Raw genomic sequence first — 23,151 nt, 5'->3', positions numbered from 1 at the left:
GCACATGAAATCGGAATCGAAGTACCTGCTCGAAGCCCGCGACCTGGTGAAGGCGTTCGACGCCGTGCGGGCGCTCGACGGCTTGACGGCGGGCTTCGCCGAGGGCGAGGTCACCGCGATCGTCGGCGACAACGGCGCCGGCAAGTCCACGCTCGTGCGCTGCCTCACCGGTGTGCACCCGCCCACCGAGGGACAGCTGCTGTTCCGCGGGGAGCCGATCCGGCTGTCCTCGCCCCAGGCGGCGCGCGACCTCGGCATCGAGACGGTCTACCAGGACCTCGGCCTCATCGACGATCTCGCCGTGTGGCAGAACCTGTTCCTCAACCGCGAATTGCTGCGGCCGGTACCCCTGCTGGGCGTGCTCGACCGGCCCCGGATGATCCGCGAAAGCCGCGACATCCTGAGCGGGCTCGACGTCGACGTGCCGTCGGTGCGCACGACGGTCCGGCGGATGTCCGGCGGGCAGCGGCAGAGCATCGCCATCGCCCGCGCGGTCACCTGGGGCAAGTCGCTGGTGATCATGGACGAGCCGACGGCGGCCCTCGGCGTGCGCGAAACGGCGGCGGTGGAAAAGCTGATCCTGTCGCTGCGCGACCGCGGCGTCACCGTGCTCCTCATCAGCCACGACCTCCAGCAGGTGATGCGGGTGGCCGACACCGTCGTGGTGCTGCGCCGCGGGCGGGCGGTCGCACGCCGCCCGGTCGCCGACGTCACGGGCGACCGGCTGGTCGGCCTGATCACCGGAACGATTTCGGAGGCCGGATGAAGCGCACGGGCCTGATCAACGGGCAGCTGACCCGCGCGGTGGCCGCCCTGCGGCACACCGACCTGTTCGCCGTCAGCGACTCGGGCCTGCCGGTGCCCGAGGGCGTCGAGGTGATCGACCTCGGCGTCGTCTACGGCACGCCGGGCTTCTTCACGGTCCTGCGTCCGCTGCTGGCCGAGGTGACGGTCGAAGCGGCATGGGCGTCCCGGAACGTGGTGGCCGCGAACCCGGACGTCCACCGGGCGCTCGGCGAACTCGTCGAGCCGCAGCTCGTGGCGCACGAGGACTTCAAGGCCCGGCTCGGGCAGTGCCGGTTCGTGGTCCGCACCGGGGACGCGACGCCGTACGCCAACGTCCTGCTGCGGGCGGGAGTGGCGTGGTGACCGGATCCGTCGTGGTGGTCGGCGCGGTGAACGTCGACCACGTCGTCGTCACCGGCCGGCTGCCGCGCGCCGGCGAGACGGTGGTCGGGCCCGCGATGGTGCGCCACGGCGGCGGCAAGGGGGCGAACGCGGCGGTGGCGGCCGCCCGCTTCGGCGCGCACGTCCGGTTGATCGGCGCGGTCGGCACCGACGACGTCGCCGCCGGCGCGCTGGCCGAGCTGGCGGAAGCCGGCGTCGGCGTCGCGTCCGTCGAGAGGCTCGCCACGGTCCCGACCGGGGCCGCGGTGATCGTCGTCGACGCCGCGGGCGAGAACCAGATCGCCGTCGGCGCCGGCGCGAACGCCCACGTCGATCCGGACCGGGTCCGGGCCGCGCTGCGGGCGCTGCTCCCGTCCACCGGGTGCGTGCTGGTCAGCACGGAGATCCCGGAGGCCGCGGTCGCCGCGGCCGTCGAGGAGGCCACCGCGGCCGGGGTGTGCTGCGTGCTGAATCCGGCCCCGGTCGTCCCCGTCGTCGCCGACCTGCTGCGGCACGGGCCGGTGCTCACCCCGAACCGGGGCGAGGCCGCCGAGCTCGCCCCCGATCTCGCCACGCTCTCCGCGCGGACCGGGGCGCCGGTGGTGGTGACGCTGGGCGGCGAGGGCGTTCGCTACGCACTGCCGGGCGAGGCACCGGTCGACGTCGCACCACACCGGACGAAGGTGGTCGACACGACCGGCGCCGGCGACACCTTCAACGGCGTGCTCGCCGCCCGCCTCGCGGCGGGCGATCCCCTGGACCGGGCGGTCCGGACGGCGAACGTCGCGGCCGCATTGTCGGTGTCCGCACCCGGCGCCCGCGCGGGCGGGCCCACGCCGGCCGAGGTGGCGGCCGCGCTCGCTCCGGTGCGGTGACCGGAAAACGACGTCGTTTCCTGCCACCCGGGTTACGCCGATCGGGCCTTCGGCGTGCGCCGGATTTGCCTTTGTATCTGTAGCAAAGCTCATTGCCCCCTTTAGCAATGAGCGCAGGCAGAGGGAGATGGCATGGGCCGGCCGGAACGCCCCCTGGACCTCACCGCCGGACCGATCGCCGCGTTCGCCCACGAGCTGCGGGTGTTGCGGAAGCAGGCTGGGAACACCAGTTACCGGGAACTCGCCAGGGCCGCGCACTTCGCGCCGTCCGTGTTGTCCAGTGCGGCCAGCGGACGGCGGCTACCGACCCTTGCCGTGACGCTGGCGTTCGTGTCCGCGTGCGGTGGTGACCGCCGGGCGTGGGAACGGCGCTGGCGGAGCGTCGCCGGCAAGAACGGCGACGAGGCACGGAGCAAAGCCGTCCGGCCGGCTCAGCTACCCCTCGGATCGAGGACCTACGTCGGCCGGGAAGCGGAACTGGCGGACGCCGCCGAGGTGATCGGGTCGCCCGGGCCGGGGAAAGCGCCGGTGCTCGTGACCGGGCCGATCGGGGTCGGCAAAACCGCCTTCGCGTTGCGGCTGGCCGAAGAAGTCGCCGCGGACTTCCCGAACGGGCAGCTCTACGCGGATCTGAGCGACAGCGGGACCGGCGGCCGCTCGATCGATGGCATCGTGCGGGGATTCCTGCGCGCACTCGACGTCCCGGCCCACCACACGCCCGACGACCCGGTGCACCGGATCGACCTGTACCGGTCGCTGCTGGCCGAACGCCGGCTGTTCGTCCTGCTGACCGGCGCCGGCACCGAGGCACCGGTCCGCCCGCTGCTCGGCCGGACGGCACACAGTCAGGTCGTGGTGACCAGCCGCGCCCGGCTGCCGGCTTTGGAGGACGCGCATCGGGTCGAGCTGACCGCCTTCGCCCGTGCGGAGTCGCTGGCGTTGCTCGGGATGGTCGCCGGCGAACACCGGATCCGCGCGGAGCACGCCGCCGCGGACGCGATCGCCGAACGGTGCGGCGATCTGCCGCTGGCCATCAGCATCATCGGCCGCAAGATCGCGGCGCGGCCGGAACGGGCGATCGCCGCCACCGCCGCCCGGCTCGCCGGCGAACGGCTCCTGGACCGCCTCAGCGTCGGGGACGTCAACGTCCGCGACCGGTTCACCGCGGCGTACGAAGGCCTTTCCGCCGCGGGGCGTGCGGCCGTTCACCACTTCGGGTCGACCGGCGCGGACTGGGCGACGCCGGCCGGCATCGCCGCGGCGATGGACATCCCGGTCGAGACCGCCGACGAACTCCTCGAGTCCTCAGTGGACGCCGGGTTGCTCCGGCGCGCCGATGTCGCGGGCCGTTACGCGATCCCCGCGCTGGTCAAGATTTTCGCCGCCGAGCGGCAAAAGCGCCGCCCGCTCCGGTGAGATTCCCGGATCGGCGGGAATAGTTCCCCTACCCACCGGGAACCGGCCGAACCTAGCCTTTGCACATCGGGCCGGCGGCGCTCACTGTCCGTTGTGGACTTCGGCGCGCCGCCGGCCGTCGCGAGTTCGTGACACGGAGGTGGCTGTGCGACCGACCAAGGAGGTGGCCGGGTGACCGGCGCTACGCGGACCGGCGTCTTCGCGGTGCTGCGGGCGACCCCGGCCCCGGTCCGGTACCTGCTGGGCGGCATGCTGGTCAACCAGCTGGGTGCGTTCGTCCAGACGTTCCTGGTGCTGTACCTGACGTTCCGGGGCAGCTCGCCCGGCTTCGCCGGGCTCTGCCTCGCCGCGTACAGCGCGGGCGCGATCTTCGGCGCCATGCTGGGCGGCGAGCTGACCCACCGCTTCGGCGGCCGGACGACGATCGTGGCGGCGATGACGTGCGCGGCGCCGCTCGTCGCGTCGATCCCGCTGGTCCGGGGCGTGCCCGCGGCGCTGCTCGCGGTGGTCGCGCTGTCCGGGCTGGCCATCCAGGCGTACCGGCCGGCGGCCGCGGTGCTGCTCGCCGAGTCCATGCCGGAAGAGCACAAGGTCATGGGCTTCTCGATGATGCGCATCGCGCTGAACATCGGTGCCGCGGTGGCGCCGCTGTGCGCGGCCGTGCTCATCCTGGTGAACTGGGACCTGCTGTTCTGGCTGGACGGGGCGACCGCGGCGGCGTGGGCGCTGCTGGCGTTCGCCCTGCTCCCGAGGCGCTCCGGCGCCCGGCACGGGACCGAGCGCGACAGCGGCCCCGCGACGGCCGCGAGCGCTCGCGCGGTGTACGGGACGATGCTCCGCGACACCCGGTTCCTCTGCTACCTGGTGGCCGGCGTGTTCGGCATGATGGTCTACGCCGGGTCGCTCGCGGTCCTGCCGCTGAACATCGTCTCCGCCGGCTACCCGGTCGGGCTGTACAGCACGGTGCTGGTGATCTCCTCGGTCGTGCTGATCACCTGCGAGCTGAAGATCACCACCTACATCGTCCGCATCCCGAAGTACGTCGCCGGACTGACCGGCAACCTGGTCAGCGGGCTCGGGTTCACCCTCTACGGGCTGATCGCGCAGCACCCGTTCTTCGTGCTCGCCGGCGCGCTGTTCGCGGTGTCCGGGCTGATGATCCACGGACCGAGCACGGCCGCGCACCCGGCCACCTTCCCGGCCGAGGTGCGCAGCCGCTACATCGCGACGAAGGAAACCCTGTCCGGCCTGGCCGCGACGATCGGCCCGGTGCTGGCGCTGGTGGTCTGGACCCGGTACGGCGGCCCGGTGTTCTGGGGCTGCTGCGCGCTGCTGTCCGTCGCCGCCGGCTCGATGCACATCTACGGGCTCCGGACGCCGCGAGCGCCGGAGCCCGTTCCCGAACCGGAAGTCGTGGGAGAGCGATCATGACCGAACCCGAAGGTGTGCTACTGGTCATCGGCAGCGGGCTGCGGACCTACCGCGAATACCTGGTCGAGTCGATCCACCGCTGCGCCCGCCGGGCCGGGCTGGGGCTGGTGCTGCTGAACAACCTCAAGCCCACCTGGCAGCGCGGCTACTTCGACGAGATCGTCCACGTCGACGTGTTCGACGCCGACGAGATGCTCGCCGCCGCCCGCGAGGTCGCCGGACGGCACCGCGTCGTCGGCCTGATGTGCTGGGACGAACCCGTCGTGCTCGCCGCGGGCGAGCTCGCCGCCGAGCTCGGCGTCCCCGGGCTGAGCGTGGCCGGGGTCCGCGGCTGCCGGGACAAGAACCGCACCCGGACCGTGCTGACCGCCGAAGGGCTGCTGCAGCCGGGGTACGCCCTGACCACCGGGCTCGACGAGGCGCGCGCCGCGGCAGCCCGGATCGGCTACCCGGTCGTGCTCAAGCCGCGGGCCATGGGCGCCAGCATCGGCGTGGTGTTCGCCGCGGACGAATCCGAGCTGGACGCCGCGTTCGCCGTCGCGATGGGCGCGGCCACGGTCGACCAGAGCCGCTACGGCGGGGCCGCCATCGTGGAAGGCTTCGTCCGCGGACCGGAGATCAGCATCGACGCCGCCGTGCACAAGGGCGAGTACCTGCCGATGTTCGTCGCCCGCAAGCAAACCGGCGACCAGCCGTACTTCGAGGAGACCGGGCACGTCGTCGAAGCCGGCGACCCGCTGCTGCACGACGCGCAGCTGCTGGACGTGCTGGCGCGGGCACACCGCGCGCTCGGCGTGGAAGACGGCATCACCCACACCGAGGTCCGGCTGACCGACCGCGGCCCGCTGATCATCGAGGTCAACGGGCGGCTCGGCGGCGACCTGATCCCGTTCCTCGGCAAGACGGCCACCGGCATCGACCCCGGCGAGGTCCTGTTCGCCGTCGCCACCGGGAACCGGCCGGTCATCACCCCGACCCGGCACGCCGTCGCCGGCATCCGGTTCGGCTACCCGGAGCACGACTGCCTGGTCCACGAGATCACCGTCCCGGCGGACCGCGAGCAGGTCCCCGGGCTGGTCCTCGCGGCGCCGATGACCGCCCCCGGCACCACCCTGCGGCTGCCACCCGGCGGCTACCTCGCCCGCCACTCGTTCGTGGTGTGCGAGGCCGACGACCCCGAAACCTGCGCCCGGCGACTGGACACGGCCACCGCCACGGTGGCCGTCGACGCCGTGCCGGTCGCCCCACCGGAACCCGGTACCGCGTTCGAAATGCCCGCCGGGCTGCTCGACGTCGACGAACACGAGGGAGTTTCCGCATGACCATGACCGAGCCCGCCCGCACCGATGTGCCGCTGACCGGCGCGCAGATCCTGGAGAACGCGAAGGCGCTCGCGCCGGTCCTGCGCGAACGGGCCGCGGAGATCGAGGCGAACCGCAGCCTGCCCGAGGACGTCGTGCAGCTGCTGCGCGACGCCGGCGTCTTCCGGATCGGGTTCAGCCGGGCCTGGGGCGGCCCCGAGATGACGTCGATGGAGCAGACCGAGGTGATCGAGGCGGTGTCCTACGGCGACGCCTCCGTGGGCTGGTGCGCCAAGCTCGGTTCGGACATCGGCCTGCACGCCAACTTCCTCGACCAGGACGAGGCCCGCCGGATGTTCACCAGCATCGACATGCACTCCGCCGGGGTGCTCCCGGTGACCGGGCACGCCGAACGCGTTCCCGGCGGCTACCGGCTCACCGGCCGGTGGGGGTTCGGCAGCGGCTCGACCCACGCCGACTGGGTGGCCTCCGGCGCCATGGTGTTCGAGAACGGCGAACCCTACGCCAGCCCGGACGGCAGCAACCCGCACGAGTCGCGCCTGTTCATGGTGCCGCAGGAGCAGATCCGCTCCGTCGACAACTGGTACACCCTCGGCCTGTGCGGCTCCGGCAGCAGCGACTACACGATCACGGACGTGTTCGTGCCGGAGAACCACACCCTGACGTTCGACAACCCGAAGGTCCCGAACGGGCCGCTGGTGCAGCCGGACGTGATCCAGCGCAGCATGTGCGGCGTCGCGCTGGGCATGACCCGGGCGGCGCTGGACTACGTCCGGGGGCTGACCGTCGAGCGGGTCGACATGCTGAAGGGCCGGCCGTGGCGGATGAGCGGCGTCGCCTGGAAGGACAACGAGCACATCCAGATCACCCTGGCCGAGTGCGAGGCCGACTACAGCACGACTCGCGCCGGGGTGTACCGGGCCCTGGAGCGGCAGTGGGAGGTCACCGCGGACGGCATCGGCACGCTGGACGACCTCACGCCCGACGAGCGGGTCGCGCCGGCGTTGACCGGCTGGCAGGCGTTCCAGATGGCCAAGCGGGTCATGCTGCGGCTGTGCGACCTGATCGGTACCGCCGCGATCCGGTCCGATGACCCGATGAACCGGTGGCTCCGGGACGCGGTGACCATGGCCATGCACCCGACGGCGCGGGACCGGGTCACCCAGACCGTCGGGGCGCACCTGGTCGGCGCCAGGCCCTCCATGCGGTTCATGCTGGGCATCGTCGACAAGCCCAAGACCGAGTCCGAGACCGATGAGTGAGCGGCCCGTCCTGGTCGTCGGGTTCGTGACGCCGGTGCTGATGGCCCGGACCGGCGCCGAACCCGACGGCTCGGTCGTCCTCGTCGAGGAGCCGGACGTCGTCCGCAAGCGGGAGCTGCGCGCGAGACTGGCCGGGGCCGCCCTGGTCCGCGAACTGATCGAGTGGGAGCACACCCGGCCCGGCTCGGCCGACGAGTTCCACGCCGCCCACCCGGACCTGGACCCGGTCGCGGTGATCCCGCTGACCGAGTACGCCACCCCGTTCGCCGCCCGGCTCGCCGAACGCTACGGCCTGCCGGGCGCGAGCCTCGGCGCCGCGCAGATCCTGCGGGACAAGGCCGTGCTGCGCCGGGTCAGCGCGGCCGCCGGGCTCGCCAACCCGGAAAGCGCCACCGTGACCGGCCCGGCGGACGTGCTGGCGTTCATGCACGCCTGCCCCGGCCCGGTGGTGCTCAAGCCCGCGAACCGGCAGGCCGCCGTGGGCACGCAGATCGTGCACGACCCGGCCGACGTCGAACAGGCGTGGGCGAACTGCGTCGAGCAGGACGAAGGCATCTTCGTCCCGGACCGGCCGATGGAACTGCGCATGCTGGCCGAGCGGTACGTGCCCGGCGCCGAATACAGCGTCGAGATGCTCGTCCGCGGCGGGCGGCAGTTGTTCGCCAACGTCACGGGCAAGCAGCTCTACCCGGGCCCGCGGCCGGTGGAGCTGGCCCACATCGTGCCCGCCGACATCCCCGCCGAGCTCACCGCGACGCTCGCGGAGGTGACCCGCCGCGTCGTCACGGCCACCGGGTTCGCCGACGGGATCGTGCACTGCGAGTGGATCGTCGGCGACGACGGTGTGCCGTACCTCGTGGAGTGCGCGGGCCGGATCGCCGGGGACGGCATCATGGAGATCATCGACCACGCCTACGCGATCACGCTGCTGCGCGCGTACTTCGCCGTGATGCGCGGCGAAACCCCGCCCGAGCTGCCTTCGCGCGCGAGGGGCGGCGCGGCCGTCCGCTTCGTCCCGATGGAGCCCGGCGTGATCGACGCCGTGGTGGGCCTGGAGCAGGCCCGCCGGGTGGAGGGCGTGTTCCTCGTCGACCTCCAGGTCGGCCCCGGACACCGGTCCACCGGCCTGCGCAGCTCCTGGGACCGCGCGGGCCTGGTCATGGCCGAAGCGGACAGCCCGGCCGAGGCGCTGCAGCGCGCCGAGAAGGCCGCGGGCCTGGTGCGGATCGAGGTTCGCCCGGAGTAAGTGTGTTCCCGCAACGAAAGAGGCCTTCGCCGATGGTCCGGCGAAGGCCTCTTTTCCTTAGGGCCGGTCAGCGGCGGAGCCGGCGACCCGCACCCACGGCGGCGGCCGAAAGGGCGGTCGCGCCGAGGACCTTCAAGAGCCGGTGCTGGCGGGTCGCCCGGTGCTGGGCCTGGACGTAGGGGATGGTGGTGTTGGTGACCATCGCGTGCAGCGGCATCCAGCGGTGGCGCAGCAGCTTTTCCAGGACGGTGTCGCAGGCTCGCTCCAGCCGGACCGCCGGGGACCGCACGGTGTCGCGGAGCTCGGCGAAGTTGCGGTGGGACATGGTGGCGAGGGCGTCGGTGTTCGGCTTGCGGCGGGCGTAGTACCGGGCCAGTGCCGCCGCCGGGTCGGTGGGGTGGCGGGCCAGGCTGCCGGTCAGCTCGAGCGCGTCCTCGAAGGCCGAGTTCATGCCCTGGGCCAGGAACGGGTAGACGGCGTGGCAGGCGTCGCCGATCAGCGCCACCTTGCCCTCGTAGGTCCACGGGGCGGTGCTGACGGTGACGAGGTTGAAGGTGGGCCGGCGCAGGAACGCTTCGCCGAGGTCGGGGACCAGCGCCAGGACGTCGGGGAATTCCCGGCGGAACAAGGACTCCACGTCCGCCGGCGTCCGCAGCGAGTCGAAGCCGGCGGGGCCGTGGAAGGGGAGGACGCAGGAACAGGTGAAGGAACCGTCGCGGTTGGGGTGGGCGAACATCATGGTGTCGCCGCGGGGCCACAGGTGGAAGACGTCGTCGGCCATCCGGTGGGTGCCGTCGGCGGCCGCCGGGATGTGCAGTTCGCGCCAGCCCCACTCGAGGTAGCTCTGCGAGAACTCCGCGCGCAGCTCGTGGTGCATGAACCGGCGGACGGCCGAGAACGCGCCGTCCGCGCCCACCACGACGTCGGGCCGCACCGTGAACGTCTGCCCGTCCGGAGCCTCGAAGGACGCCGACGGCAGATCCCGGTCCACGCCCGTGCACCGCGTGCCGAACACGAACCGCACCCCGGATTCCCCCAGGGCCGCGTCGACCAGCACCGCGCTGAGGTCCTGACGCTGGATGGCGAGGATGCCGCCGTCGCCGTAGGGCGAGAAGCGCAGGCCGGCGTCGCGGTTGTGCAGCAGCCGCCCGCGCATCGGCGCGACGAACCGCTTGACGTCCTCGGCCAGTCCCAGCTGGTCCAGGGCCGCCAGGCCGCGCCGGGACAGCCCCAGGTTCATGGACGTCGCCGCGACGGTCGTCCCGCGCGGGTCCGGCCGGCGGTCGTACACCGTCACGACGTGCCCCTGCCGGCCCAGCGAGAGCGCGAGGAACGCGCCGGCCATGCCGGCACCCACGATCGTGAACTCCACTACACACACTCCTTGTCGTTCACGCCGCCGAGGATTTCCCGGGCGACGAGCGGGGCGGCGCCGAACCCGGAGCCACCGCAGGCGGACCGCGACCACACCGACGGGTGGATCCTGGCGAGGACGGGGCCACCGGTGACGGCGTCGGTCGCGTAGTGGCAGTCCCGCACGGCCACCACGGCGTAGTCCTCGGCGCCGGCGAGGATCGGCTCGGCGAGCAGCCGGCCGGCCCACGGTTCGCGGTCGCGGTCGGGGTCGGGGTTGGTGGTCGTGACCTCCCGGCACACCGCGTCCGAACTGATCTTGAGCAGGGCCCCGCCGCCGGGCGGCAGCAGCCAGGCCCGACCGTCGGCCCCGATCCGGCCGACGCCGGGAGCCGACGCCCACCAGGCGGCCAGGTGCGGCGGCGGGCGCAGGTAGACCATCGTCTGCCGGTGCAGCACGACGGGCGGCCCGGTCAGGCCGGCGGTCCACGGCCCACCGGCGACCAGCACGGCGTCCGCACCGACGACGGCACCGTCGGCCAGGACCACCTGGTGATCGCCGATGCCGGCGACCGGGCAATCCGGGTGCAGCGTCACCGCGGGGTGCGCGGCGAGCCACCCGACGGCCGCGCGGAGGAACCGGTCGGCCAGCAGCACGGCGCCACCGGGGTCGAACACGCCACTGGTCCCGTCCGGGAACAGCACGGGCGGCAAGGTGCCCGGTACGACGGCCGTCGCGGGCACTCCGGCCTGGGCGGCGGTGTCGAAGGCGCGCTCGAGCTCGTCCGGAGTGCCGGCGGTGACCACGCCGACGGGCCGGACGAAGTCTTTTCGCAGCAGTGACTCCAGTTCTGCCCACCAGCGGCGGGCCTCGGCCATCCGCGCGGTGCCGTCGACGTCGTCCGGGCGCAGCACCCGCAGGGCCCGGTGCTGGTCAGACGAGGTCGACGCGGGGTTCGGGACGGGACCGCGCTCCAGGACGCGGACGCGGTGCCCGGCCCGCGCGCACCCGATCGCGGTCACCAGCCCGGTCACCCCGGCCCCGACGACGGCGACGGTGGCCATCAGTGAGCGGCCGGTCCGGAGCGCCCCAATGTGGCCTTGGTTGCGTCTGACGCACCCAAGGCGGCCTTCGGTGCGTCTGACGCACCGAAGGCCACATTGGGGCGCATTGGCGGGGCGCTGTCGACGTACCTCGGACGCGCGGGACCGGCTGCGCTTTCCGGCCCGGCCGGTTCCGGGGCGACGGCCTCGGTCGCGGTCCTCGCCCTTGCCACCGCCGCCGGTCCGGTCGCGCCGGCCGACTCGGCCGCCCGGACCGTCACCGACAGCCGCGGCAAGCGCTTCGGGGTCACCGTGTCCGCGTCCAAGTGACCGGGCAGCATCGTGTCCGGCAGTGCCGCCGCCGCGAGGTCGATCAGGATCGGCGCCGCACACCTCAAGAACACCTCCACCTGGTGGCAGAGGTCGCCCGCGCTCCCGAAAGTCGCCGCGGCGGCCAGCCGGTCCAGCCGGCCGAGCTGCTCGGCGAGGGTCGAGGCCGCCGCCGTCAGGCTGAACCGCGGGAGTTCGTAGGAGTCGGCGAACCGCTCGGCCATCCGCCGCGCCGTCCGCCGGGCGTCCGCGGACACCGGCAGCGGACCGCGGTCCACCCACCGGTCGACCGCCGCCGCGACCCGGTTCCACGGGCCGGTCACCCGCGTTTCGCCGACCCGCAGCAGGGCCTCGCGGGTGAAGTCCGTGCGCTGGTACTCGGGGCTGGTGGCACACAGGTGGAAGCGGATGAGGTCGCGCGGCACCTCGGCGGCCAGCTCCCGGCCGGACACCACGTGCCCGCGGCTGGTGGAGAACTTCTCGTTGGCCAGTTCGTAGAACTCGTTGGTGAGGTACTGCGACGGCAGCACGTGCTCGCCGAGCGCGGTCAGCAGCGCCGTGCCCACGATCGCGAACGGGTAGGTCGCGTCCAGGCCGAGGAAGTACACCACCGTCGTGCCGGCGCCGGTGCGCCAGAACTCGTCGTCGGCGGTCAGCACCGCGCCGCGCCGCTCGGCGCCCAATGCGGTGGTGAACATGCTCCACGGCATGCCTTCCATGTGCGCGTAGAAGACCTGGCCCGCCACTTCCGGGAACGGCGCCGGGATGCCCCACGACGCCGGCTGGGTGATCGGGAAGTCCGGCAGCGGCCTCGCCAGCGCGGACTCGATCAGCCGGGCCATGCCGGGGCGCATCGGGGCAGTGGCGAAGTACGCCTCCAGCTCCGCGCGGTACCGCTCCACCGGGAAGACGAGGATGTCCACCTCGCGAAGTTCCAGGGGCTCGTCCGGTCGCGTGGCCGAGCGCGGGTCGATCAGGTCGCCGGGGGCGATCGGCAGCCCGCAGCTCTCGCAGATCCCGGCGCACCCGTGAGCGAGGCAGAACGGGCACCCGCCGGTGACGTAGGCGTCCATCAGGTACTCGCCCGTGCTGCGCAGGTACGGGAAGGACACCGCCCGCAGTTCCAGCAGGCCGCGTCCGTGCAGGCGCTCGTAGAAGCCGGTGACCAGCGTGGTGAACCGGTCACCGAGGCAGCCGAACCCGTCGATCTCGACACCCATCGCGGCGAAGGTCCGGCGGACCTGCTCGGCCGAGCGCTCCCGCAGGTCCTCCGGGGCGACGCCGAGGCGCTCGGCCGCGGCGACGACGTAGTTCTGCGTGAAGTGCATACCGGTGCCGTACAGGGCTTCCCGGCCGGTCGCGCGGGCGTACCGGGTGCAGACGTCCGCGGCCAGGAACGGACCCGCGAGGTGGCCGAGGTGCAGGTCTCCGTTCGCCGTGGGCGCGGGCGAAATCACCACGAGCCGGTCCATCAGACGGCCTCGCGCTCGCCGCTGCGGCGGGCGAGCAGGTCGTGGACGATGTCGTGGGAGCGGTGGGCCAGCACGCTGATCAGCGAGTCGGCGATGCCGTGCGTGGCCTCGTTGACGCCCTGCAGGTACACCGCGCCCCAGGCGGACTCGCCGAGGTCGACCCGGTAGCAGCGGCTGACCGAGATCTCCGCCAGGCCGACGTGCTCGGCCAGCTCGCGGACCAGCGCGGGCATCCGGTGGTCGAAGCCGGTGCCGAGGAGCACCAGGTCGCAGTGCAACGGCTCCACCTTGCCGCTGGTGCGGTCGCGCAGGTCGAGCACGACCTCGTCGTCGGAGACCCGGGCGCCGACCACCTCGGTCAGCGTCCGCACCTCCGATCGGTGCTGCCCGATGCCGCGCTGCTGGTAGAGCGTGGTGTACATCTGGTCGAGGAACGGCGGGGCCGCCCCGGCGTAGTTGGTCAGGCGCATCTCGTCCAGCAGCTGCTGCCGGACCTCGGGCGGGCTGTCGTAGAACCGGTCGACGAACGACGGGAAGAACAGCTCGTTGACGAACTTGCTCGTCTGGTAGTTCTGCGGCCCCACCGAGCGCACGATCATCGTGCGGGTGCTGTTGGGCAGGTTGTCGTGCAGGGCCATGAACATCTCGGCCGCGCTCTGCGCCCCGCCCACGACGACGGCGCGCAGCGGTGCGTCCGCGGGCAGCTGCGCGATCCGGCGGCGGTACTGGGCGCTGTGGATGAGCCGGTCGGCCGGCAGGCCGGCGAAGACGTCCGGCACGTGGGTGTCCCGGCCGCCGCCGACGACCAGGTCGCGGCAGCGGATGGTGTCCCCGTCGTCGAGGGTGGCGATCCAGCCGACGATGGACCCGTCGGCGTCGCGCGCCGGCTCGACGCTCCGGACCTTCGCGTCGTACCGGATGCGGACCTGCTCCAGCGACTTCGCCACCCACTGCAGGTAGTCCGAGAACTCCCAGCGGAACGGGTGAAAGGTCCCCAGGTTGACGAACTCGTCGAGCCGCTCCTGGTCGTGGAGGAAGCTGAGGAACGAAAACTTGCTGCGCGGGTTGCGCAAGGTCACCAGGTCCTTGAGGAAGGAGACCTGGCTGCGCGCCCACGGCATCAGCAGGTCGCGTTGCCACTTGATGTCCGGCCCCTGCTCCAGCAGCAGCGTCTCCCGGCCCAGCTCCGGGTGCCCCGACTCCTCGATGGCCACCGCGAGCGCCAAGTTCGCCGGCCCGGCTCCGATCGCGAGCAAACCCACCTGTACTTCGGTCACAGATACACTCCGATTTCTGAGAATAGGTCAGCGTGCCGCGTGCCGCCGGACCGATCGTAAGGAGCGCTGTTTCCCGGGTGGTAGGGACGGGTTTCCCGGGCAGCGGGGAATCTTGTCGAGGTCGTTCACGCGCGGTGGTCCGATCGCTACTGTATCGACGAATTGATTGCGATCAAGAAAATTGATTGCGATCAATTCACCCTGGCAGTGAGACTCGCCTGTCGGATATGCGGCAGCGGTTCACTTTGGGGGAACGATGAGTCACGCCACCGGTTTCGGCCACACCGCCCGGCTGTGGCCGGTCGAACACCCCGAGCTAGCCCCGCTGACCGTGCTGCTCGCCGACCCCCAGCCGTCGGTCCGCCACGGGGTCCGGGCCGCGCTGGAGCACGCCGGCGGGGTGTTCGTGGTCGGCGAGGCGGCCACGGCGCACGGCGCGATCGCGGAAACCGCCCGGCACCGGCCGGACGTGCTGGTCGTCGACCCGCAGGTCGGGGGCTTCGGGCCGGCCGACGTCATCGGCCGGGTCGCGCTGGTCTCGCCGGAAACGAAGGTCCTCGTGCTGAGTGCGGCCGACGACGACACCGCCGTCCGGTCGGCGATCCACGCCGGGGCGCGCGGGTACCTGGTCAAGGGGGCCGATGCCGAGCAGATCGTGCGCGGGGTGCGGGTCGTGGCGGCGGGTGAGGCGATCGTCGGCCGGGCGATCGCCGCCCGGTTCAGCGCTTTGGTGCGATCCGCCGGTCCCGAGCCGTATCCCTTTCCGCAACTGACGGCCAGGGAACGGCAGGTGCTCGATCGCATCGCCGCGGGCCGGTCGAATGCGGTGATCGCCCGCGATCTCGGCCTCGCGTCCAAGACCATCAGCAATCGCGTATCCGCGGTATTCGCGAAACTCGGTGTAGCCGATCGGGCACAGGCGATAGTGCTGGCGCGGGACGCGGGTCTCGGGCGCGGCGAATTCACCGGCGATCGGGAACACTTCCCCTATCGCCGGGAAACTCGCCGGATCTAGCGTCGATCGGCGTCGGACGCCCGACCGGAGACGACGCTGATCGGAGTGGGATGTGACTGACCAAGACCTTGCCGTCGTGGACATCCGCAGGCTGGAGCACGAAAACCTGACGCGGGCCTACGGACTGGACATGAAGCTGCTCTACCCGTGGACCGGGATGACGGCACCCTTCCGCGGGGCCTGGTGCGTGCTGCGCCCGGGCGACGCGTCGGTGGCCCACGCCCACCACGAGCACGAAATCTTCATCGGGATGGCCGGGCGGGCCGAGGTGGTCGCCGGCGACCGGCGACACGCGTTCGCGGCCGGGGACATCGTGTTCCTGCGACCGGGCATCGAACACCACCTCGTCAACGATCCCGGCCACGGCGAAGACTTCGCCTACTACGCGATCTGGTGGGACCGGGAGATGTCGGCCGAGTTCGTCGCGCACGACACCGGTGAGGCGGAATCCCGGTGATCGACTACGACGGGCGGAAGTTCCGCAAGGCCGGCGCCGAGGCCGTGGCCGTGTACCGGCAGGAGGACGACGTCGTCTGGGCGGAGTTCGCCGGGGGAGAGGTGCGGCGCGGCGCGATCGCCGGCACCCAGCGGGAGAACGGGGTTCTCCACCTGGGCTACACGGTGGTGCTCGCCACCGGCGAGGTGATCTGCGGGCACACGGTGAACACGCCGGAGCTGGCCGAAGACGGTCACCTCCGGCTGCGTGAAGTGTGGGAGCGCTACGGCCCGCACGCCGCCACCGGCGTCTCCTACCTCGACGAGGTGAGCTAGTGTCCCGGCGCCCCTCCGACGCGGACTGGCGACGCCTCGAGCACGCGGTGACCGGCCGCGTGCGGCGCCCCGGCGATGCCGGGTTCCGCGCCGCCGGCACGCCGTTCAACAAACGGTTCGCCGGGATCACCCCGGCCGGCGTCGTGTCCGTGGCGGACGCCGCGGACGTGCGGCGCGCCATCGAGTGGGCGCGCGACAACGGCGTCGACGTCGTCGTCCGCGGCGGCGGGCACAGCTTCGCCGGGCATTCGGCCGGCACCGGCCTCGTCCTCGACCTCGGCGCGATGAACACCGTGTCCGCCGATGGCTCGACCGGGCTCGTGACGGCCGCCGGTGGCGCCCTGATGGCGGACGTCTACGCGGCCATCGAGCCCCACGAGATGGCGTTCGCGCTGGGCAACAGCGCCACGGTGGGCATCGCCGGGCTCACCCTCGGCGGCGGGTGCGGGGCGACTTCGCGCGTGCTCGGGCTCACTGCGGACGCGCTCGTCGCGACCACGATCGTGACCGCGGACGGGCAGCTGCTCCAGTGCGACGCCGACACGAACGCCGACCTGTTCTGGGCCTGCCGCGGCGGTGGCGGCGGGAACTTCGGCGTCACCGTGTCCTTCACCTTCCAGGCGCGGCCGGTGGCCGACTGCGCCACCTACGTGCTGTTGTGGGACAGCGCGGACGCGGCGAAGGTCTTTTCCGTGCTCCAGGACACCGTGCGGCGGGCCCCGGACGAGTTCGCGGCCCGGATCGGCGTCTGCAAGGCCGGCGAGGACACCGTCGTGTCGGCCATCGGGCAGCACCTCGGGTCCGCCGCGGAGCTGCGGGAGATCCTCGACCCCGTGCTGTCCGTCGCCTCGCCGGCCCGCACCTCCATCGCGGACCGGACCTTCTGGCAGGCCAAGGACGACCTGCGGCACGAGACCGCCGAGGGTGCGTTCGCGGCCCGGACGAACATCGTCACCCGGCCCCTGCCCGACGAGGCGATCGCGACGATGCTCTCGTTCGTCGAACGGCGGCCCGGCAGCGGCAACCCCGACGGTGGCGGTGCCGCTCTGTTCTCCTGGGGCGGCGCGATCAACCGGGTGGGCGCGACGGACACCGCGTTCGTCCACCGCGACGCGATGTTCCTGCTGGCCATGGACACCTCGTGGGCCGAGGACGACGAACCGGCCGTGGTCGAGGCCAACCTCCGCTGGCTGGCGGACCTGGGGGACGCGATGTCGCCGTACGTGTCCGGCGGCGCCTTCCAGAACTTCACCGATCCCGACCTCGCGGACTGGCGCACCGCGTACTACGGCGTCAACTACCCGCGCCTGAAGCAGGTCAAGGAGCAGGTCGATCCGGACCGGTTCTTCACCTTCGCGCAAAGTATCGGCTCATGATCGGCGACGACAAGGTGCACATCTGGACGGCGGCCGAGGTCGGCGCCGGCACCGCGCCGGCCGAGCACCTCCCGCACCTGCGCGAGATCCTCGCCTGGGCGTGGCGGTACCTGGTTTCCGCGCACCCGGATCTCGGCCGGAACGGCCCGGTGTGCCCGTACACCCAGCCGTCACTCCACAAAGGACTTTTCCACCTGGCCGCGCTGACCGGCGAGGTCGACGTGCACGCCGCGATCGAGAGCCTGCGCGCGTGGTACGAGCGGCTCTCGGCCGGCATCCCGCCGGAAAACCGGGAGCTGCTGACGATCCTGCTCGTGCTGCCGCACCTGGACCACCACGACGCGACCCCGCTGGACGACCTGCAGCGCGAGGCCAAGGACGGGTTCGTCGCCGACGGTCTGATGATCGGGCAGTTCCACCCGGTCTGCGACCAGCCCGGCCTGTGGAACGACGAGTTCAAGGCGCTGCGTGCGCCGGTCCCGCTGCTGGCCGTGCGCAAGCTGGTCGTGTTCGACCTGCCGTTCCTGATGGACAGCACGGTGCACGCCGAGAGCTACTTCCGGCGGTTCGCCCCGGACATCCCGCCCCGCATCCGCGACCAGCTGGTCAAGCGGCTGGTGAGCACCGAGAAGTCGTTGCAGACGGCCTGATCACCCAAGGAGAACCCGTGCGGCACTACCTCATGGTCAGACCGAGGTACTTCGACGTCGAATACTCGATCAACCCGTGGATGGATCCCGGCAAACCGACCGACACCGAGCTGGCGATCACGCAGTGGGAGTGGCTGCGTGACCTCTACCTCGACCTGGGTCACCGGGTGGACCTGCTCGACCCGGTGCCGGGGCTGCCGGACATGGTGTACGCGGCCAACGGGGCCACCGTGGTGAACGGCCGGGCCCTGGTCGCGCGCTTCCGCCACCGGCAGCGTCGTTCAGAATCCGCGGCGTACTCGGAGTGGTTCGCCGGGCACGGGTACCGCGACGTCCGGCAGGCGCGGTGGCACAACGAAGGCGAAGGCGACTTCCTGGTCGCCGGTACCCGGATCCTGGCCGGTTCGGGGTTCCGGACCGACCGCCGGGCGCACGAAGAGGCCGCGGAGTTCTTCGGCCTGCCGGTGGTGGGGCTCACGCTCACCGACCCGCGCCACTACCACCTGGACACCGCGCTGGCCGTGCTCGACGACGACGTGATCATGTACTGGCCGGAGGCGTTCACCGAAGACAGCCGGCGACGGCTCGAGCAGCTGTACCCGGACGCCGTCATCGCCTCCGCCGCCGACGCCGCGGCGTTCGGCCTGAACGCCGTCTCCGACGGGCGGCACGTCGTCCTGCCCCAGGCCGCCACCCGGCTGACGGCGCAGCTGCGGGAGCGAGGCTTCGACCCGATCGGCGCCGACCTGTCGGAACTGCTCAAAGGGGGCGGCAGCGTCAAGTGCTGCACGCTCGAACTGCGTCATTCAGGAGAAGAGCTTTGAAAAGATCACTCACACTGGCCCTCGCGGTGCCGCTGCTGGGCGCGCTCGCCGTGCCTGTCACGTCGGCGCAACCGCGGTTGTCGGGACCCACCGCCGAATTCTCCGTCCTGGCCCGTGAAGGGGCCGGCGGATACGACGTGGCGGCGGCCGAGAAGGCCATCCGCGCGGCGGGCGGCACGGTCGTCACGAGCAACGCCGAAGCCGGCCTGATCACCGCGGCCGCGCCCGCCGGCGGTTTCCTCGAACGGGTCTCGGGTGACCGCGCGGTGTTCGGCGCCGGCCGGGCGAAGTCGATCGGCACCGTGCCCAAGAGCGGCAAGGCCGTGGCGAAACCCGACGTCGCCGAGGTGGACGCCGGTCGCGGCGCGGCCCGGCCGAAGGGCTCGTCCGCCGGCCTCGACCCGCTCGACGACCGGCTGTGGGGCCTCAAGTCGGTGCGGTCGGACCTCGCGCGCACGGTCCAGCCCGGCGACAAGCGGGTCAAGGTCGGCGTCATCGACTCCGGGATCGACGGCACGCACCCGGACATCGCGCCGAACTTCGACCGCGCCGACTCGCGCAACTTCACCAAGGACATCCCGGCCGACGTCAACGGCGTGCCCGTCGACGGGCCGTGCGAGTACCGCGGCTGCGTGGACCCGGTCGACGTCGACGGCACCGGTCACGGCACGCACCTCGCCGGCACCATCGCGGCGGCCGCGAACGGCTTCGGGGTCTCCGGGGTCGCACCGAACGTGACGCTGGTGAACCTCCGCGCCGCCCAGGACTCGGGCTTCTACTTCCTGCAGCCGACCGTGGACGCATTGACCTACGCCGGTGACGCGGGCATCGACGTCGTGAACATGTCGTTCTACATCGACCCGTGGCTGTACAACTGCACGGCGAACCCGGCGGATTCACCCGCCGAGCAGGCCGAGCAGCGCACGGTCATCGAGGCGACCAAGCGCGCGCTGAACTACGCGCACCGCAAGGGTGTCACGATGGTGGTCGCGCTGGGCAACCAGCACAGCGACCTGGCCGCCCCGCAGCCGGACGCGACGAGCCCCGACTTCCCGTCGAACAGCACGCACCCGCGCACGGTGGACAACTCGACCTGCCTGACCTTGCCGCTGGAGGGACCGCACACGATCGGCGTGGCCGGTTTCGGCCCGTCCCAGGCGAAAGGGGACTACTCGAACTACGGCGTGGAGCGGATCTCGGTGTCCGCGCCGGGTGGGTTCAAACGCGACTACTTCGGGACACCGTGGTACGACAGCCGCGCCAACGAGATCTTCTCGACCTACGCCCGCAGCGTCGGCGTCGCCGCCGGCTACATCGACGCGGCCGGGGAGATCACTCCGGCCGGTGCGGCGGTGGGCATCGAGAAGCAGACGACCGCCGACGGGCGCGTCGGCTACTTCCGGTGGCTGCAGGGCACGTCGATGGCGGCCCCGCACGCGGCCGGCGTCGCCGCTCTGATCGTCTCGCAGTACGGCCGCCCGACCGGCGGCGGGGGATTCGGCCTGAACCCGGACGTGGTGCAGCGGATCCTCGAGGAAACGGCGTCGAAGATCCCGTGCCCGGTCCCGCGCACGGTCGACTACCTCGACGAAGGCCGCGACGCTTCGTACACGGCAACGTGCGTGGGTGACGCTTCCTTCAATGGCTTCTACGGCCACGGCGCGGTCGACGCCTGGTCGGCGGTCACCCACGGCCGTCCGTGACTGCGTGAAGCGGGGGTGCCGCGTTCCCGTGGCACCCCCGCTCCCCGTGGGAGCCGCTAGTACTGCAGGGACACTTGTGTGCGTGACCTGGGGAAACAAGGTCACCGTTTGCCGTGGCTGGTGGTCGTGAGTGGTAATTCGGGTTCTAACCCGAATTACCACTCACGACCAGCTGCGGCAGACCGGCAGGCCGGCGTCCAGGGTTGTCCTGGCAGGCTGTCTTCGGCCGCACCGAACAAAGATCTCGCCCTGCAGTACTAGACGCTGCGCAGCACCGACACGACCGCGCCGAGGATCACCGCGCGGTCGCCGTCGATGACGTCGTAGGCCGGGTTGCGGGGCTCGAGGTACACGTGGCCGTCGCGGCGGCGGTAGACCTTGACCGTCGCCTCTTCGTCGATCATCGCCGCGACGATCTGGCCCGAGTGGGCCTCGGACTGCTGCTTGACCACGACGATGTCGCCGTCGCAGATGGCCGCGTCGACCATCGAGTCGCCGCGGACGCGCAGGCCGAACACCGTGCCGCGGCCGGTGAGGTCGCGGGGGAGCTTGAGGACGTCGTCGGTGTGCTCGATCGCCGAGATCGGCGTGCCGGCGGCGATGTCGCCGACCACGGGCACCGGGACCGAGTCGCCGTCTTCGGCGGCGGCCGGGCCGTGCAGGAACGCGCGGACGTCCATCGGGCGCGACACCGTTGCGCCGCGGCGCAGGAAGCCCTTGTCTTCGAGGCTGGCCAGGTGCTTCGACACCGACGACGTCGACTGCAGGCCGACGGCCTCGCCGATCTCGCGTGTGCTGGGGGAGTAGCCGTGCTGGACCACCCAGTCCCGGATCACGACCAGGATCCGCTGCTGCCGCTCCGGCAGCGCCGAGGGGTCGAGGTGCTCGAACGTGTCGTCGTAGGTGGTCACCGGCGTGATCCTAGAGGCACGCGCCCCGCGCCCCGCTGCCGGTCCGGCCGTCGCGGTCCCGCTCACCGGAACACCGGGTGACGGTTGGCGCCTTACCAACACCATTCGTGACTTTGCCAGCCGTTGACCTGGGTAACGATTGTGCGTATGGTCTAGACCACAATTTTCCTTCGCTCGTAACCCTTCCCGTTGCGGCGGACCTCCAGCTAGGCCGGGGCCGCGGCTTCGCCGTGCCCGGCGGCGGGGAGGCGAGCCTGTCCCCGAAGGAGCTGGTATGAACCGCAAACTGGTGGCCGCCGCGGCGGGTGTCCTCCTGGCCCCGGTGCTGGTGGTGCTCAACCCCGCCGGGATCGCGAGCGCGCACGGCTACGTCAGCTCGCCGGCCAGCCGGCAGGCGCAGTGCGCCCAGCACGTCGTGTCGTGCGGGCAGATCCAGTACGAACCCCAGAGCGTCGAAGGACCCAAGGGCCTGCGGTCCTGCAACGGCGGCGTGTCCCAGTTCGCCGAGCTCAACGACAACGGCAAGGGCTGGCGCGCCGCGAAGGTCGGCCGCACGGTGACGTTCAACTGGACCTTCACGGCCCGCCACCGCACGTCGAACTACCAGTACTTCATCGGCGGCCAGAAGATCGCGGAGGTGAGCGGCAACAACCAGCAGCCGCCGTCGACGGTCGCGCACTCGGTGAACCTGGGCAGTCACACGGGCCGCCAGACGGTCCTGGCGGTGTGGAACATCGCCGACACGGCGAACGCGTTCTACGCCTGCATCGACCTGCAGGTGAGCTGAGCCGGCGGCGCGCTGTCCACTGTGGCCGGACGGACCGTGTCACCCCCTCGCCGACACGGTCCGGCCGGCCTGCTTCGCGGTGACGAACCGCTTGCGCAGCTCGACCACCTCCGTCAGGGCCGCCAGGGCTTCGTCCTGGCGGCCCACCGCGCAGAGCAGCACGGCGTGGTTGCCGAGACTGCTCGCCAGCGTCCGCAGCAGCGCTCCCGTCGGGATCGACGGCCCGGGGTCGTCGTTCCGGGGACGGCGGAGCTCCACGGCCTCGGCGCTGGCCTTGACCCCCTCCTCGCCGAAGCCGAGGTCGAGCAGCTGCAGGGACTTGTTCATCAGGCAATCGGCCAGCGGCCCGGCCCGGTAGAACCGCGGGTCTGCCGGTCGAGCTGCCGGTAGCCGGCCTCCGCGTCGGTGATCGCCGACAGCGCGTCGTCCGGCCACCCCAGTTCGTTGAGCTGGTGCGCCTGGCTCATCAGGCTGGAGCCCAGCTCCATCAGTTCGACGTCCGGGTGGTACTCGCCCAGGACGGCGGCGAGGCCGGACGTCCGGTCGTGCGACGTCGGGGACGCCGCCGCCAGCTCGCGGAGTTCTTCGGTCAGCGCGCGCAGGTCGCGCTCGGGGTGCGCGGCCGCGCGCGGCAACGGCACCGAGCACCAGGGGCTGCCCGCAGCAGAAGTCCAGGAGCTCGTCCGCGCCGTCGCCGGTTGCCCGGCGCGCCCCGATCGAGGCGGCGAGGATCTGCCGCGCTTCGGTGTCCGGCATCGGCGCGAGCGTGACGCTCTTCGCGCCGGACCCGACGACCAGGCCGTTGAGCCGGTGCCGGCTGGTGACCAGGACGGCGCCGGTTCCCGGCAGCAGGGGCCGCACCTGGTTGAAGACCCGGGCGTCGTCGAGCACCACGAGCAGCCGCTTGCCCGCCACCACG

At 72.0% G+C, this 23,151-nt stretch carries 23 protein-coding genes; 16 read left to right on the top strand and 7 right to left on the bottom strand.

The window, feature by feature from the left end; all coding sequences use genetic code 11:
• The first annotated feature begins 4 nt into the window (after window positions 1-4).
• The 8 genes from ACLJQF_RS26910 (at window position 5) to ACLJQF_RS26875 (ending at window position 8,719) form a co-directional block, all read left to right on the top strand.
• Window positions 5-766, top strand: a complete 762-nt coding sequence (locus ACLJQF_RS26910; RefSeq protein ID WP_410612618.1) for an ATP-binding cassette domain-containing protein — start codon at window positions 5-7, stop codon at window positions 764-766.
• On the top strand, window positions 763-1,149 hold the full coding sequence (gene rbsD / locus ACLJQF_RS26905; protein ID WP_410612616.1) for a D-ribose pyranase: 387 nt from the start codon (window positions 763-765) through the stop codon (window positions 1,147-1,149). Before ACLJQF_RS26910 ends, rbsD begins: the two co-directional genes overlap by 4 nt.
• On the top strand, window positions 1,146-2,042 hold the full coding sequence (locus ACLJQF_RS26900; RefSeq protein ID WP_410612614.1) for a PfkB family carbohydrate kinase: 897 nt from the start codon (window positions 1,146-1,148) through the stop codon (window positions 2,040-2,042). Before rbsD ends, ACLJQF_RS26900 begins: the two co-directional genes overlap by 4 nt.
• Window positions 2,043-2,174: 132 nt before the next feature.
• Complete coding sequence (locus ACLJQF_RS26895; RefSeq protein ID WP_410612612.1) at window positions 2,175-3,458, top strand: helix-turn-helix domain-containing protein; 1,284 nt, start codon at window positions 2,175-2,177, stop codon at window positions 3,456-3,458.
• Window positions 3,459-3,629: 171 nt separating this feature from the next.
• On the top strand, window positions 3,630-4,889 hold the full coding sequence (locus ACLJQF_RS26890; protein ID WP_410612610.1) for an MFS transporter: 1,260 nt from the start codon (window positions 3,630-3,632) through the stop codon (window positions 4,887-4,889).
• Window positions 4,886-6,211, top strand: coding sequence for an ATP-grasp domain-containing protein (locus tag ACLJQF_RS26885; RefSeq protein ID WP_410612608.1), 1,326 nt, complete (start codon window positions 4,886-4,888; stop codon window positions 6,209-6,211). The genes ACLJQF_RS26890 and ACLJQF_RS26885 overlap by 4 nt, the downstream gene beginning before the upstream one ends.
• Complete coding sequence (locus ACLJQF_RS26880) at window positions 6,208-7,473, top strand: acyl-CoA dehydrogenase family protein (protein WP_410612606.1); 1,266 nt, start codon at window positions 6,208-6,210, stop codon at window positions 7,471-7,473. Before ACLJQF_RS26885 ends, ACLJQF_RS26880 begins: the two co-directional genes overlap by 4 nt.
• Window positions 7,466-8,719: an ATP-grasp domain-containing protein gene (locus ACLJQF_RS26875; protein WP_410612604.1), complete on the top strand. Its 1,254-nt coding sequence runs from the start codon at window positions 7,466-7,468 to the stop codon at window positions 8,717-8,719. Before ACLJQF_RS26880 ends, ACLJQF_RS26875 begins: the two co-directional genes overlap by 8 nt.
• Window positions 8,720-8,786: 67 nt before the next feature.
• Here ACLJQF_RS26875 and ACLJQF_RS26870 read toward each other — a convergent pair whose 3' ends face one another.
• The 4 genes from ACLJQF_RS26870 to ACLJQF_RS26855 are packed head-to-tail and all read right to left on the bottom strand — an operon-like array spanning window position 8,787 to window position 14,195.
• Complete coding sequence (locus ACLJQF_RS26870; RefSeq protein WP_410612602.1) at window positions 8,787-10,091, bottom strand: FAD-dependent oxidoreductase; 1,305 nt, start codon at window positions 10,089-10,091, stop codon at window positions 8,787-8,789.
• The gene (locus ACLJQF_RS26865; protein ID WP_410612600.1) at window positions 10,091-11,137 is read right to left on the bottom strand and encodes an NAD(P)/FAD-dependent oxidoreductase; all 1,047 of its coding nucleotides are present in this window, start codon (window positions 11,135-11,137) and stop codon (window positions 10,091-10,093) included. The genes ACLJQF_RS26870 and ACLJQF_RS26865 overlap by 1 nt, the downstream gene beginning before the upstream one ends.
• Window positions 11,137-12,918, bottom strand: coding sequence for a class I tRNA ligase family protein (locus tag ACLJQF_RS26860; RefSeq protein ID WP_410612598.1), 1,782 nt, complete (start codon window positions 12,916-12,918; stop codon window positions 11,137-11,139). Before ACLJQF_RS26860 ends, ACLJQF_RS26865 begins: the two co-directional genes overlap by 1 nt.
• Window positions 12,918-14,195, bottom strand: coding sequence for a SidA/IucD/PvdA family monooxygenase (locus ACLJQF_RS26855; protein WP_410612597.1), 1,278 nt, complete (start codon window positions 14,193-14,195; stop codon window positions 12,918-12,920). The genes ACLJQF_RS26860 and ACLJQF_RS26855 overlap by 1 nt, the downstream gene beginning before the upstream one ends.
• A 256-nt stretch (window positions 14,196-14,451) precedes the next feature.
• Here ACLJQF_RS26855 and ACLJQF_RS26850 point away from each other — a divergent pair, with 256 nt between their 5' ends.
• Genes ACLJQF_RS26850 through ACLJQF_RS26820 form a run of 7 tightly spaced genes read left to right on the top strand, consistent with a single transcriptional unit; the run spans window position 14,452 to window position 20,534 of the window.
• Window positions 14,452-15,210 (top strand): LuxR C-terminal-related transcriptional regulator, encoded by a 759-nt coding sequence (locus ACLJQF_RS26850; protein WP_410612596.1) that lies wholly within the window; start codon window positions 14,452-14,454, stop codon window positions 15,208-15,210.
• A gap of 52 nt (window positions 15,211-15,262) precedes the next feature.
• On the top strand, window positions 15,263-15,667 hold the full coding sequence (locus ACLJQF_RS26845; protein WP_410612595.1) for a cupin domain-containing protein: 405 nt from the start codon (window positions 15,263-15,265) through the stop codon (window positions 15,665-15,667).
• The gene (locus tag ACLJQF_RS26840) at window positions 15,664-15,981 is read left to right on the top strand and encodes a hypothetical protein (RefSeq protein WP_410612594.1); all 318 of its coding nucleotides are present in this window, start codon (window positions 15,664-15,666) and stop codon (window positions 15,979-15,981) included. The genes ACLJQF_RS26845 and ACLJQF_RS26840 overlap by 4 nt, the downstream gene beginning before the upstream one ends.
• Window positions 15,981-17,357 (top strand): FAD-binding oxidoreductase, encoded by a 1,377-nt coding sequence (locus tag ACLJQF_RS26835; RefSeq protein ID WP_410612592.1) that lies wholly within the window; start codon window positions 15,981-15,983, stop codon window positions 17,355-17,357. The genes ACLJQF_RS26840 and ACLJQF_RS26835 overlap by 1 nt, the downstream gene beginning before the upstream one ends.
• On the top strand, window positions 17,354-18,007 hold the full coding sequence (locus ACLJQF_RS26830; RefSeq protein ID WP_410612590.1) for a DUF6875 domain-containing protein: 654 nt from the start codon (window positions 17,354-17,356) through the stop codon (window positions 18,005-18,007). The genes ACLJQF_RS26835 and ACLJQF_RS26830 overlap by 4 nt, the downstream gene beginning before the upstream one ends.
• A 17-nt stretch (window positions 18,008-18,024) precedes the next feature.
• Window positions 18,025-18,831, top strand: coding sequence for a dimethylargininase (ddaH, locus tag ACLJQF_RS26825; protein WP_410612588.1), 807 nt, complete (start codon window positions 18,025-18,027; stop codon window positions 18,829-18,831).
• Window positions 18,828-20,534: a S8 family serine peptidase gene (locus ACLJQF_RS26820; RefSeq protein ID WP_410612586.1), complete on the top strand. Its 1,707-nt coding sequence runs from the start codon at window positions 18,828-18,830 to the stop codon at window positions 20,532-20,534. The genes ddaH and ACLJQF_RS26820 overlap by 4 nt, the downstream gene beginning before the upstream one ends.
• A 257-nt stretch (window positions 20,535-20,791) precedes the next feature.
• Here the strand turns inward: ACLJQF_RS26820 and lexA are convergent, their stop codons facing one another.
• A complete protein-coding gene (lexA, locus tag ACLJQF_RS26815; RefSeq protein WP_410612584.1) occupies window positions 20,792-21,445 on the bottom strand; it encodes a transcriptional repressor LexA in 654 nt (217 codons plus the stop codon).
• A 274-nt stretch (window positions 21,446-21,719) separates the two neighbouring features.
• Here lexA and ACLJQF_RS26810 point away from each other — a divergent pair, with 274 nt between their 5' ends.
• Entirely contained in the window at window positions 21,720-22,232 is a 513-nt protein-coding gene (locus tag ACLJQF_RS26810; RefSeq protein ID WP_410612582.1) for a lytic polysaccharide monooxygenase auxiliary activity family 9 protein, read from the top strand.
• 39 nt (window positions 22,233-22,271) lie between these two features.
• On the opposite strand, the gene ACLJQF_RS26805 is transcribed toward ACLJQF_RS26810, so the two are convergent.
• Window positions 22,272-22,559, bottom strand: a complete 288-nt coding sequence (locus tag ACLJQF_RS26805; RefSeq protein ID WP_410612580.1) for a hypothetical protein — start codon at window positions 22,557-22,559, stop codon at window positions 22,272-22,274.
• Complete coding sequence (locus tag ACLJQF_RS26800; protein ID WP_410612578.1) at window positions 22,559-22,873, bottom strand: hypothetical protein; 315 nt, start codon at window positions 22,871-22,873, stop codon at window positions 22,559-22,561. Before ACLJQF_RS26800 ends, ACLJQF_RS26805 begins: the two co-directional genes overlap by 1 nt.
• Window positions 22,874-23,151 lie beyond the last annotated feature (278 nt).

Origin of the sequence: Amycolatopsis sp. lyj-109 (assembly GCF_046548995.1) — a bacterium.
Classification (GTDB): domain Bacteria; phylum Actinomycetota; class Actinomycetes; order Mycobacteriales; family Pseudonocardiaceae; genus Amycolatopsis.
This window is presented reverse-complemented; position numbering and strand designations above follow the sequence as displayed.